This is a genomic window from Thiocapsa marina 5811 (genome assembly GCF_000223985.1).
In the GTDB taxonomy this organism is placed as follows: Bacteria; Pseudomonadota; Gammaproteobacteria; order Chromatiales; family Chromatiaceae; genus Thiocapsa; species Thiocapsa marina.
Genome location: NZ_AFWV01000025.1, coordinates 15,467 through 27,862, shown reverse-complemented (window position 1 = coordinate 27,862; position 12,396 = coordinate 15,467). Strand labels below are relative to the sequence as shown.

The 12,396-nt window shown below is 66.2% G+C and carries 12 protein-coding genes; 2 read left to right on the top strand and 10 right to left on the bottom strand.

Annotated elements, in window-relative coordinates:
- From THIMADRAFT_RS23205 to THIMADRAFT_RS23155, 10 genes are all read right to left on the bottom strand, one after another.
- Nucleotides 1-671, bottom strand: a 671-nt coding sequence (locus tag THIMADRAFT_RS23205) for a reverse transcriptase domain-containing protein (protein WP_007195576.1), incomplete at its 3' end; no start/stop codon positions are given.
- Nucleotides 672-2,110: 1,439 nt separating this feature from the next.
- A complete protein-coding gene (locus tag THIMADRAFT_RS23195) occupies nucleotides 2,111-2,719 on the bottom strand; it encodes a V-type ATP synthase subunit D (RefSeq protein WP_007195575.1) in 609 nt (202 codons plus the stop codon).
- On the bottom strand, nucleotides 2,716-4,131 hold the full coding sequence (locus tag THIMADRAFT_RS23190) for a V-type ATP synthase subunit B (RefSeq protein ID WP_007195574.1): 1,416 nt from the start codon (nucleotides 4,129-4,131) through the stop codon (nucleotides 2,716-2,718). Before THIMADRAFT_RS23190 ends, THIMADRAFT_RS23195 begins: the two co-directional genes overlap by 4 nt.
- A gap of 283 nt (nucleotides 4,132-4,414) precedes the next feature.
- A complete protein-coding gene (locus tag THIMADRAFT_RS23185) occupies nucleotides 4,415-6,178 on the bottom strand; it encodes a V-type ATP synthase subunit A (RefSeq protein ID WP_007195573.1) in 1,764 nt (587 codons plus the stop codon).
- The gene (locus THIMADRAFT_RS23180) at nucleotides 6,175-6,804 is read right to left on the bottom strand and encodes a hypothetical protein (protein WP_007195572.1); all 630 of its coding nucleotides are present in this window, start codon (nucleotides 6,802-6,804) and stop codon (nucleotides 6,175-6,177) included. The genes THIMADRAFT_RS23185 and THIMADRAFT_RS23180 overlap by 4 nt, the downstream gene beginning before the upstream one ends.
- Nucleotides 6,801-7,097: a V-type ATP synthase subunit F gene (locus THIMADRAFT_RS23175; protein WP_007195571.1), complete on the bottom strand. Its 297-nt coding sequence runs from the start codon at nucleotides 7,095-7,097 to the stop codon at nucleotides 6,801-6,803. Before THIMADRAFT_RS23175 ends, THIMADRAFT_RS23180 begins: the two co-directional genes overlap by 4 nt.
- A gap of 13 nt (nucleotides 7,098-7,110) precedes the next feature.
- On the bottom strand, nucleotides 7,111-7,467 hold the full coding sequence (locus tag THIMADRAFT_RS23170; RefSeq protein ID WP_007195570.1) for an ATP synthase subunit C: 357 nt from the start codon (nucleotides 7,465-7,467) through the stop codon (nucleotides 7,111-7,113).
- A 133-nt stretch (nucleotides 7,468-7,600) separates the two neighbouring features.
- Nucleotides 7,601-9,421: a V-type ATP synthase subunit I gene (locus THIMADRAFT_RS23165; protein WP_007195569.1), complete on the bottom strand. Its 1,821-nt coding sequence runs from the start codon at nucleotides 9,419-9,421 to the stop codon at nucleotides 7,601-7,603.
- Nucleotides 9,421-10,209: a hypothetical protein gene (locus THIMADRAFT_RS23160; protein ID WP_007195568.1), complete on the bottom strand. Its 789-nt coding sequence runs from the start codon at nucleotides 10,207-10,209 to the stop codon at nucleotides 9,421-9,423. Before THIMADRAFT_RS23160 ends, THIMADRAFT_RS23165 begins: the two co-directional genes overlap by 1 nt.
- Entirely contained in the window at nucleotides 10,206-10,601 is a 396-nt protein-coding gene (locus THIMADRAFT_RS23155; protein ID WP_007195567.1) for a hypothetical protein, read from the bottom strand. The genes THIMADRAFT_RS23160 and THIMADRAFT_RS23155 overlap by 4 nt, the downstream gene beginning before the upstream one ends.
- A 342-nt stretch (nucleotides 10,602-10,943) precedes the next feature.
- Here THIMADRAFT_RS23155 and THIMADRAFT_RS23150 point away from each other — a divergent pair, with 342 nt between their 5' ends.
- Both THIMADRAFT_RS23150 and THIMADRAFT_RS23145 read left to right on the top strand, forming a co-directional pair.
- A complete protein-coding gene (locus THIMADRAFT_RS23150; protein WP_007195566.1) occupies nucleotides 10,944-11,261 on the top strand; it encodes a hypothetical protein in 318 nt (105 codons plus the stop codon).
- Between the two features lie 60 nt (nucleotides 11,262-11,321).
- A complete protein-coding gene (locus THIMADRAFT_RS23145) occupies nucleotides 11,322-12,392 on the top strand; it encodes a V0D/AC39 family V-type ATPase subunit (protein ID WP_007195565.1) in 1,071 nt (356 codons plus the stop codon).
- Nucleotides 12,393-12,396 lie beyond the last annotated feature (4 nt).

Genomic DNA, 12,396 nt, shown 5'->3' with positions numbered 1-12,396 from the left:
CAAACGGTGTTGCAGCGTGTCAAGCGTGGCGAGCTCGAGGCCATCCATGTCTCGCAAGGCAACCGTAAGGGCTTGAGAATCAAGGTTTCAGAACCGACACCGGATCTTTTCGACGACCGCAAAACAGCCAGGGGGTAGTATGAACAGCGATCCAAGTATTTCGACAAATCCGCATCGATGACCTGAGTGTGCCCTCGGAAGAGGGCTTCGGCAATCGCATCGATCGCATCATGGGCCGAGCGTTGCGGACGGAATCCATACGAGTGCTCGCAGAAGTCCGCCTCGAAGATCGGCTCCACCACCAGCTTGAACGCCATCTGGACGATCCGATCCCGGATCGTGGGAATCCCTAATGGGCGCTCGTTGCCATCCGGCTTGGGTATCCAGACCCGACGCACGCCATCCGGGCGGTACGTCTTCTGTTCCAGTTCTTCCCGCAGTGTTGCCAAGTAGGCGTCTTTTCCGATCCCTGCCTCGATGGCCTTGAACGTGACACCATCGATTCCAGGTGCCCCGCGATTGGCACGCACGCGCTCATAGGCATGACTCAGAATGTCCGCCCGAGAGAGCTTGTCGTACAAGGCATAGAAACGGAACGCCGGCTCCTGCTTGGCCTTGGCGTAGAGCTTCCGCTGCAGCGTCCTGATCGATATGGGAGTTGTTAGCGACATGGCCGCAATCTCCTGATCCTCCGCGCGTTGGTTGCGTGCACAAAGTAGGGCTCCTTTCCTCGGGCCGGGTTATGTTGTCCCAGGTCCTCAAACGGTACTATGAGCCCCTCCGACTCCCGCGATGGCCCGCGCCGACTTCGGACTCGCCTTATACGGCACGGTTGACGGTTCTGCGCCGCCACCGTCACGGGTCTCCCGCACTGGGACTGACTGACTTCCACCACATGCCACCCCTGCTACCCCGGAAGAATCGATGGGACGCTCTCGTTGTCTCTTCCCACCGGCGGCGGCCTTCCCCTTCTGACCACAGGGTCGGCTTCTTCGATTAAGTGACGAGGCTACATCCAGGTTCGCTTGCGCTGCGGCCTGCGGTTTTGCACCCGCGAAACTCACGACCCTTGGTTACCCAAACGCCGCTCCGGGGCACTACAATGGTGTACGAGCAACTCCATCGGCGGGACTTAAACCCGCAAGTTAATCAGCCTGTTACGGCATACGGTCAGGTCTTGACTTTTGCCTTTTCAGAGCTACCTTTAAAGCCATGCCCAGACCCCGACCCCGGAGTCAATTCTGTCCTCGTGACAGTCCAGAGTGTCACGAGCGCCATCACCCGCCAGGCGGGCGACCCTCAAAGGGCCGTGCAAGCCGCCCGCGGCCTGACGTCCCGATCCAGACGCTCGCCCAGGCGCTTGCAAGCCTCCTCGAGGTCGTCGTCCGCCTGTAGACCCACAACGGGGACACCAACCATCACGCCGCGATCTGTCCCAGCTCGCGAAGTTTGTCCAAGGTATCCGGGAACTTTCGCACCATCAGGATCAGCGCGGCCGCCTGAGCATTCGGCCTAGCGCGGCCCTGCTCCCAGTTCTCCAGGGTGCGGGTAGAAACGCGCAAACGGCGGGCAAACACAGCCCTAGTGCAACGCTGCGCAATTCCCGAGGCCATTCGAGCTTGAACCCACGGCGGACTGAAGTCCGCCTCCCGAGATGCCGACTGAAGTCGGCGTACCCGGGCCGCGGCATCGAGACTTCCGGGTTGCTGCGCTCGACAAGGATATCGATCGTGATACCAAAGGCCATCAAGCACTCTGGCAATGAAGGCATTCGCGACCAACCTTGAGCTGCAATTTGGCCTGCCTTTGAACAGCAAGTTGGAGCAAAGCCGAATTCCGCCTGATCATCCGCTTGTCTCGCGACTTGTCGGGGCGCGAACCTGAGCTCGCATTTGGTGGGTGAGGAATTGCGCGTGAGGATCTGGGCCAGTAGATCGGTCCGGACGTGCGAGTTCAGAGCGCGCTCCGAGGCCGCCGAGTCGAGCTCGATGTCGCTGTCCGGCGGGGGAGCGGAAGAGGACGACTTCAAGGCGTCGATCTCCCGGGGTGGCACGGTTGTCGGGGTTTGGCTCAACCGGGCGATGATAGAGGGCGCCTCGCAACGGGACGTTCAGATGCGGACTTGGCGCGCGCGAACGACCTCTTCGCGCTCGAGCTCTTCGAGTGCGGACTCCACTGCTTGCAGGGTGTCGTTGATCTCGGGGAGGAGGACGTCTTCGAGGGCGCGGGCGCGGCGGGCGGTGCGGGCGTAATCGGCCCGCAGGCGTTGAAGATTGCCGACCATGGCGGCGAGACGAGCGATGCGCGGGATCAGGGCCTGGAAGGCTCGACGAGCGCCGTCGGCCTCCGGGCTGTCGGAGACGCTCGGCGCAGGCGATTGCTGCTGCAGAGCGTTGTCGACCAGATCATGCAGGGTCACGCCGAGGACACGCCGTGGCGTAAGCCGGCAATCCGTGTCGAGCGGCGGTGCCGGCGGGTGGACGGCGAGTCCCTCCAGGCCGTGACGCGCGACGGCGCCTTGGAGTGCATCGACGGCTTCGCGGTAGTCGGCTTGAAAGGCGTTCATCTCGCGCTCGTAGCGGCCGAGCTCGGCGAGGATCTCGGCGGCGAGGATAAGCCGTTTCTCGTCGAGGAATCGATACCCTTCACGCATGCCGGAGCGCTCTTCCTTGAGCTCGAGGAAGGCGCTGTGGGTCGGGACGATGGCGCGCTCGGTCATGCGACGGGTTCTCGTCGGGGGGCTCGATCGAGTAGATGCTCGCGGATCTGGCGGTCGTCGAGTCGGTGCAGCTCGCCCGCCGGTAAGGCGCGCAGGGCGGACCAACCGGCGGTCATGCTCTCTTCCAGGGTCCGGGCATCGACGCCTTGATGGATCACCGTCTGCTCGAAGTCGTCGCCGAAGAGCAGCAGTTTGCGGTCGTCTTCGGAGAGACCGTCCTCCCCGACGACGCCGGCCAACACCCGTGTCTGCTGGGCTTGGCTGTAACTGGCATAGAGCTGGGCGGCGAGCGCGGGGTGATCGGCATGGGTGCGTCCTTTGCCGATGCCGTCCTTCATCAGACGCGAGAGACTCGGCAGCAGACGGATCGGCGGATAGATGTCGCGCCGATGCAGATCCCGATCGAGCACGATCTGGCCCTCGGTGATGTAGCCGGTAAGATCCGGGATGGGGTGGGTGATGTCGTCGTTCGGCATGGTCAGGATGGGAACCTGCGTGACCGACCCGGATTTCCCGCGGATGCGACCGGCGCGCTCGTAGAGGGTTGCCAGGTCCGAGTACATGTAGCCCGGATAGCCCTTGCGACTGGGGACCTCGCCGCGGCTCGCCGAGACCTCGCGCAGGGCCTCGCAGTAATTGGTGAGATCGGTCAGGATGACCAGGACATGCATGCCTTCGACGAAGGCCAGGTATTCGGCGGCGGTCAAGGCGAAGCGCGGGGCGAGCAGACGCTGGGCGCTCGAATCGCTGGCCAGGTTGAGAAAGAGCACGGTGCGGGCGAGCGCCCCGCTCTTCTCCATCTCCTCGCGAAAGAACTCGGCGCTGTCGTGCGGGATGCCGATACCGGCGAAGACGATGGCGAACCCCTCCGCCTCTTGCGTATCGCCCGGCAGGCGCGCGTTGCAGGCGATGTCCACCGCGATGCGGTCATGGGGGAGCCCGCCGCCCGAGAAGAGCGGAAGCTTCTGCCCGCGCACCAGGCTGTTCATGAGATCGATCGAGGTGAATCCGGTCTCGAGGAATTCGCTCGGTGCCTCGCGTGCGGTCGGCTTGATCGGCAGACCATCGACCCGGTAGGCGTGCTCGGCCGCGAGCGGCGGCCCGCCGTCGAGCGGTTTTCCGATACCGTTGAAGACACGCCCGAGCAGGCCCGGACCGACATGGAAGCGCAGCGGCTCGCCGAAGAAGCGCACGCGCGTGCCCTGCAGGGCGAGTCCGGCGGTGTCGTCGAGCATCTCGACGGTAATGGAGTCCTCGTCCAAGGCGGCGATGCGCCCCAGACGCACCGAGCCGTCCGCGCCCTCCACCTCGACGGCCTCGTTCAGACCGACGTCGAGGCTGCGGCTCAAGAACAGCAGCGGGCCCTCGGCACGGTTGGCGATCTCTTCTCCGACGAGTCTGGCGTATGTCATTGGCGTACCTGCTTGCGTGCGATGGGTGCGGGAGCTTCCTGCTTCCTGCCCAACTCGCTCCCGCGCTCCGCGTGGGAGTGTAGACCCGACGCCCTGCGTCGCGGGGCAGGGCGGTACGGTCGTGGATCGGCGCAGTGACGGACTAACGGCGGTGCGCGTCGACCTGGCGGCAGGGACGCGGAGCGTCCCGACCACACTCCCACGCGGAGCGTGGGAGCGAGTAATCTCTATATGCCAAGACCCACGCATCTCCGCTCGCGTACCCTGCCCCGGAAACCCGAAGCTATTCCCCTCCCCCTTCCCGCGCCTCATTGATCAAGCGCCGAATCGTGGCGGTCAGCTCTTGATCGAGCGCGGAGAAGGCCTCCCAGTCGCCCTCTTCAATCTCCTCTCCCATGCGCATGAGCCGACGGAAGACGGGTTGATCGCGGATCGCCTCGGGGGCGACGCCGGCGTCGAGCAGACGCTCGGAGCCTTCGATGAAGCTGCCGATCAGGCGCATCATGACCGCTTGGCGCGACGGGCTGGCGAAGCGGTCGTTCATCGAATAGGCGGACTGGCGCAGGAAGCACTCGTTGACCAGCTGGGCACAGATGAGCACGAGCCGCTGACGCGGGGGCATGGCGTCGCGTCCGATGATGCGGGCCATGCGCTCCAGGCGGGCCTCGTCTTCCAAGAGCGTCAGGAAGCGCCGGCGCAGCTCTTGCCAGCGCGTACATCCGGTCGTGTGCCACCAGCGCGCGAGGTTTCCGGCGACCAGGCTGTAGGACTGTAGCGGGTGAATCGCCGGATAGAAGCGCGCCTGCGCTCGTTTGGCGTCGAGCCCCCAGAGCGAGCCGACGTAGCGCCGGGTGTGCGTGGTCACGGGTTCGGAGAAGTCTCCGGAGGGCGGGCTGACCGCGCCGAGAAGCGTGACCGATCCGGTCTCCCCGCCCAGCGTGCGCACCCGCGCGGCGCGCTCGTAGAAGTCGGCCAAGCGACTGCTCAGATAGGCCGGATAGCCGGCCTCTCCGGGCAGCTCGCCGAGCCGGCCGGAGACCTCGCGCAGGGCCTCGGCCCAGCGGCTGGTGGAATCCGCCATCAGGGTGACGTTCATGCCCTGGTCGCGGAAATACTCCGCGACCGTGATACCGGTATAGATGCTGGCCTCGCGTGCCGAGACGGGCATATTCGAGGTATTGGCGATGACGACGGTGCGCTCGAGCAAGGGACGTCCGCTGCGCGGGTCTTCCAGCTCGGTGAACTCGGCGAGCAAGCCGGCCATCTCGTTGCCGCGCTCGCCGCAGCCGACATAGACGATGACGTCGGCGTTGCACCACTTGCCGACGGTCTCGAGCAAGACCGTCTTGCCGGTGCCGAAACCGCCGGGGATGGCCCCGGTGCCGCCGCGCGCGACCGGGAAGAGACAGTCGATGACGCGCTGCCCGGTCAACATGGGCTCGTCCGAGGGCAGACGGGCCTGCACGGGCCGAGGCACGCGCACCGGCCACGCGTGGGTCATGGCCACCGCGAGACGTCGACCGTCGGCAGCGTCGATCCAGCAGATCGGCTGGTCGTCCGGGTACTCGCCGGCGTCGGCGATCGCGCTCACGCGCCCGCCGGGCAGATCCGCAGGCATCAGGCAGCGCTGAGCAATGCCGGTCCCGTTCGCAACCTCGCCGATCGCCGCTCCGGGCACGAGGGGATCACCGACGCAGGCGCTCGGGGTGAAGTGGAAACGTCTCGCGGCATGGACCTGCATCCCCGGCTTGACGTAGGGATCGGCGATGTCCGCGATGGGGCGGAGCAGTCCGTCGAAGATCCCCGCAAGGATCGCCGGCCCGAGAGGGATCGACAACAGCCGACCGGAGCCCGTGACCTCGATCCCGGGACGCAGTCCGCTGGTGTCCTCGTAGAGCTGGACGGTGATCTCGTCGCGGGCGATCCGGATCACCTCGCCGAGCAGCGCCTGATCACCGACGGTGACCGACTCGCGCAGACGAAAGGCTCCGTCGGGGCGTGCCCGCAGGACGGGGCCGCTGATCCAGGTGGTTTCCGCCGTACTCATGTCTCGACCCCCGCATCCATCGGATGCCGTGCCAACATCGCCAACAGGCGCGCCTCCAACCGTCGGCGGTCACGCAGCAGACCCTCGAGGCTCGCATCAAGGACCGCGCCCTGCGCTTCGATGACGAGGCCGGCCGACACCGCACCGTCGGCACGAAAATGCGGCGCCTGACCCAACACGCGGGTCAGCTCGGCCTCGAACGGCTCCCATTCGACCGCGGACCACACGGGAGGATGGCGCACCGTCCAGAGCCCGTGCGGAAGCCGTCGCCGCGCTTGGGCGATGGCATGCCTCGCCCAGATGGCGCGCGTCTCGGCATGCGCCCAGCGCCTGCTCAGTGCCTCGTGCAGACGCGGCCAAGCGAGCTCCAGGAGCCGCGCGTTGGCCCGATCTCCGCTCGCGCGCCGACGGGTGTCGTGCTCGGCACGGGCGGCATGGAGCCGGGACCGCGCATTCGCCCGCTCGGATACCACACGCGCGTGAAGCTGTGCGCGTGCGCGTCGGTAGGCGTCGGCGAGCAGGGTCTGCGCCTCGGCGCGCGCCGTCTCCAAAAGCGTCCGGCACTCCGCGTCCCGATACTCCTCGATCAGGCTCAGCAAACCCCGTTCACGCTCCTCGAGCTTCATTCGGCCATCCCCAAATGGCGCCGCACGTCGGCGACGAGATCCGGCGCAGCAACCCGGTTGCGCACGTCCGGGACGACCAGGACCAGCGGCCAGGTCGCCGACTCCGCCTCGCGCAGCAGCTCGGGCGGCAATGCGGCTGCAATCTCGGCGGTCATGACGATGACGCGGTCCGCCTCGCGCAGCCGCTGAAAAAGCCCGCGCACCTCCCGCGGCTCGGGACAATGGACCTCGACCCCCGCGAGTCGGAATCCAAGCCCGCTGATCTCGTCGCCTATAAAGGCACAGGCCACCATGACGAGGTGTCCCTCAGCCGAGCCGGTTGAGGATCAACACCGAGATGATCAAACCGTAGATGGCGATGCCTTCCGCGAGCCCGACCAGGATAACCAGCCGCCCGAACAGCTCGGGCTTCTCGGCCAAGGCGCCGACAGCCGCGGCGCCGATGGTCGCGACCGCATAGGCCGCGGCGACCGAGCCGACCATGGTTGCAAGAGCGGCCGCCAGGTATCCCCAGCGCAGAACGTCCGGGTGGATCGGCATCACCTCGAGCGCGACCACTTCCGAGGCGATCGCACCCGGTTGCCAGAGCAGCAGGCTGGAGATTCCGGCGAGCAGGGCAACGCCCAGTACCATCAGACCGGCGAACAGGATTTGTCGACTCATGACTTCACTCCTTTAAACCGCGCGCGGCGCGGTATGCGATGTTCTTTGGATGGGATCTGCCCCGGCAGATTCGACATGCGATGGAGCCGGCGCGGTTTAGCGCCCGTTGAAACGCCGATGGACCGAGGTCCGCTCACAGCGCCTCCTGAACCACGGGCGGCGGCGCCGGAAGCGGCCGGAAGACCCTCCCCGTGCCCTGCAGGAAGCGGTTGAAGAACTCGAAGAGCACGAGCCGCGTGGTCTGAATCGAGACCACCAACCCTTCCAAAAAGATGATCAGAAGATTGCCCAGGATCATGATGAGGATCCCGGCCCAGAGCGGCACCGAATCCGCCATGGTGACCACGGCGACAGAGAGGGCGGAATGGGCCAACGCAAAGGCGCCGACACGCGCGAACGAGAGCGTATTGACCAGGATCTGAACGCCGGACTCCAAGAGATGGCCGATCGCGGCAAGTCCGCCGAGCAGGGCGCGATGGACCATAAAGGCGCCGATCAGATACCAGGCCAAGCCGAGCAGAGCCACCCAGCCTAGGCCGGGGCGCAGCACCATCGCGATCAACCCCAGATAGAGGACCAGAAAGCCCAGATCCTGCATCAGCCAGCGCCCCAGCTCGCCGCGCCAGAGTGCGCTCAGACCCGACAGAAGATGCCCCAAGCTCAATAGCCCGACGGCGAAAAGCAGTGGGACGCCGAGCAAGGTCAGGGGATCGTGCAGAGGATGCATCCAGAGCGCCGGAATGATGTCCTCGCGCCCGAAAAGGCTCCCGAACAGCAGCCCGAAGACCATTGCCGAGCCGCCCCCGAGCACCATCAAGCGCGCCTCCGGCCAACGCCGCTGCAGCCACAGCCCGACGCCGATCAGAACCGCACCCTGCCCCACGTCGCCGAACATGTAGCCGAACAGCAGGGGCACCACGACGATCAGGACCGGCGTCGGGTCCGCCTCGTCCGAGCCGGGAACACCCAGGGCACGCGCGAACAGCTCGAACGGACGCATCCAGGGTGGATTGTCCAGGATCTGCGGCGGACGCTTGCCGGGCGGCGGTTTGGCGAGGCGCAGCAAGGCGCGGGTCCGTCCCGCGTCGAGTGCCGCTCGGAGGCGCTCGCCGCGCAGATCGTCGGTCCAACCCGTGACCCAGACCAGATGCTCGCCGGCGCGCTCCAGACAGCCGACATGTCCGGCAAACCAGGCCAGCCCGGCCACCTCCCCCAAGGTGTCGCCGAGATCGTATTCGTCGAACAGGGTATCCAGCTCGGCCTTGAGATAGACGACCCGCGTCGAGAGGAACTCACGCCGTGCGCCGATCCGTGCGAGCGAATCGCGCGCATCGCCCTTCAGCCAGGGCGGCCGCTCGATGACACGGCCCTTGGCCGCCTGCACAAGGCGCTTGACCGCGTCCAGCCGATCGCGCGGACCCAAAATCATGGCGCAATATTCGTCGCCCCAGGGGATTCGACGCGGGATGACGTCATTCGGAAACTGCGGCGCGGCATCCCCCGGCAAGATCGCGCAGAAGGTCCCGAGGACCGGTCCGCTGCGCGCCACCGCGCCGAAGTCGAGCGGGCTGTCGATGATCTTGCCGATGACCTGCGCCAACCACTTCAGACGGGTGAGCTCCTCCTCGCAGGACTGGAGGATGTCGATCAGCGGATCGGCCTCGCGCCGCCACGCCCCGATCCGCGCCAGGGCCCGCTCCAAGACCACGTCGGGCGACTCGACCAACATCTTGCGCCGCAGCCGTGCGCGCTCCCAATAGCGCGCGTAGCGCACCCTCAGCGCATCGTAGGCCCCGAGTCCTTCCGAGAGATGCTCGAGCGGGAAATCCCCGCAGACCCGATCGCGGATCTCGATCTCGACCGCCCCGGTGCGTGCGAGCTCGGTCACTGTGCGCACGCTTTCGCGCCGCGGGCAGAGCACCTCGAACCAGCGTGTGGAGGCAGGACGCAACATCAGAGATCCAGACGCCCGCCGTCGAAGAGCGCCCGACTGAGCAAGGCTCCGCGCAGCCGTTCGAGATCCAGGAAGACGATCGCGAGGTATGCGAAGAGCGCGACGGGCTGAACCGGGTGTAGATGCAGATCGGCACGCAGACGATCGCGCAGGGCTTCGCGCAGCTCCCACGCGGAGGCGGGCGGCGCGCCGCGGAAGCGCTCCAGATGGGCCTGAATCAACCGCGAAAATCCGTCCAGATCGCGCCGACAGCGGCCTCGACAGGCCGGCCAGCGCTCATGCCAAGCCGCTTGCCAGCGCTCGCCGATATCCTGCGGTATCGCGCGCGTGTCGCGCGTGTCGGTCTCGCCCGACAGCACCGCAAGCCCGCTTGCTTGCCACGCCTGCGGATCCGGCGCACCGTTCTCGCCGATCAAGGCGCGCAGCCTGGCGTCCAGGGCCGACCACTCCGGGAGGTTCTCGCCGCGCGCTAGATGCGCGAGCTGCGGCAGCCAGGGCAGCCATGCCACCCACTCGATCGCCGCCCGCCAAGGCGGGGGCGACCAGTCGGCGACGGTCATCGCCGCATCCAGTGCCAAGGCCCGACAGCCGCGATCCAGCTCATGGGCCTGGCTCAATCCGGAGAAGGACCTGACCCAATCGGTCAGCCCGGTGACGCGCGCCTCCTCCAGATAGGTCGCCAAGGTGCGCGCACCGGATAAGCGCTGCCAATCCGCCGCCGTGGGCAGCCGGGAGAGACGTGCTTGAAGCCGCGCCTGGGCATAGGCGAGACGGGGACCGGCGTTCATGTTCCGGAACCGCCCTTGCCGTCGCCGTGCCCGAGCCGGTCTTGCGCAGTAGCGCCGGCGCCGATCATTTCATCGGCAAGAGCGCCGATCGCAGCGTTCAATCGAGCCTCTGCAGGTGGATCGAGGTCGTCGCCGAGCGGCTCCGCGACCCGCTCGAGCAGCTTGGAGAGGGCATGCTGAAGACTGGCATCGGCGATCCGTTGAACCGCGAGGAGACGACGATCCGTGCGCTCGACGAGGCGGCGAGCATGGTTCTCCGCCTCGGCAAGCAGCCGATCCGCTTCGATGCGACAGGCCGCGACCGACTCGCGAGCCGATGCCTCGGCGGCCAGTGCCCGATTGAACGCGGCATCGATCCGTTCCAGGTTCGCATCAAAGGGCTGCTTGACCACGCCGCGTCCGCTCCATCGCACCTCGACCGCTCGTTCCCGGAGGGATCTCGGGCCAAAGAGGCGGGGCCTCGACCGGATCTCTCAGTCCCTCGTATCCGTGCATTCCACTCGGGAAGCGGTTTCGTTAGAATACGATGATATTCTAGTTCAGTCCTCGCCGGATGCCTCGCGTCGGCGACCGTTCGGTTTGATCCGGGTCACCTTCGTGAACGATCGTAACCGCCGGACCATGCTCGCGAGGGCCGACCTCGGTATGACCCCCGCCGCGTCGCGCGCTTTTTGCCCGATCTTCGGGTAATGTAGGGTCCCCCGGTAATTCTGTCGTTTTGCAGGTAGACCACGATGGACGACACCCTCCAACGCCTCCTCGAAGCCGAGATGCGCGCCGAGAAGATCGCTCAGCAGGCCGAGGCCGAGCAGGAGCGCACCATTCAGAAGGCGATGGCGGATGCCAAATCCGAGAACGATCGCTTCACCACACGGATCCCGGATCTGCATCGGGGCTTCATCGCAAAGGCCGAGGAGCGCGCCGAGCAGAACGTCGCGGAGCTGCGCCGCCGCTACGACGAGCGCCACGTCCAACTGCGCGATCAGGCCGAGCGCCGCGAGGGCGAGGCCTTGGATGCCGCCTTTCAGGTCCTGATCGACCCGGATCGCTGAAAGCCTGATGCACGCCTCAGCGACGCGCCGCCCGACCGACAGCTCAACCGCGGTTCACTCATGAGCATCATTGCCGACCACGCCTACCTCAACACGCGCGTCTCCGTCATGGCGACGCAGTTGTTTGAGCCGAGCGGGATCGCGGCGCTGTCTCGGTTGCCCTTGGCGGCCCTGGCGGAGCGTTTCGGTTTGGCCGCCATTCTCGACGATCAGCAGTCGACACGCGCGCGCAGTCGGGCGGTCGAGCAGAGCCTGATTCAGGTGTTGCTCGCCGAGCTGCTCATCCTGGTGCGACCCATGAACGCCGCCGAGCGCGCCCTGGTGCTCGACTGGGGACGCAAATACGCCCTCTTCAATCTCAAGACACTGATCCGCGGCAAGCTCTACGACCTCGATCAGAAAGAGATCCAGGACAACCTCTACGCGCTGCCCGAGCATATGCGCCTGTCCGAGGAGGTCAGCACCGAGCTTTTTCGCGCCGAGAACGTCCTGGAATTGTTGCGCCAGCTCGAGGCGGGGACGCACCGCACCCTGGCCCGTCAAGCGCGCGAGGTCTACGAGCAGCAGCGCGAGCCTTTTGCCTTGGAAGCCGCGATCGATCAACGCTACTACGCCGGGCTGTTGCGGCAGGTCACGGCATTCAACGACGCGAACCTCGACCCGTTGAAACGCCTGATGGGCGCCGAGCTGGATCGCGTCAATCTGATGTGGCTCCTGCGTTTTCGCTTCTCCTATCAGCTTTCGGCATCCGAGACCTTCTACCACTTGGTTCCCTCGATGCGGCTGCTCACGCGCGAGCGTCTGCTGCACTTGGTGAACGTCGAGACCTTCGAGGGCGTCGTCGCCACCTTGCCCGCGCCGCTGGACCGGCTGCTCGCCGGCAGCAAGAACATCGCGGACGTCCAGAAGCGCATCGGCGCCTACGCGGCGCAAGAGGCGCATTGGGTTCTGCACCGCACGCAATCGGGTGTTGCGCGTGCATTGGCCTACCTGATGCTGCGCGAGCGCGACCTTCTGTTGCTGTTCGCACTGGCGCAGGGCCAGATCCTGAATCTCCCGTCCGCCGCCATCGAGATCGCGGTCGAGCTGTCCGAGCCCGGGTGCCCTTGGGCCGGGAGTCGAGCCGCCTGATGCG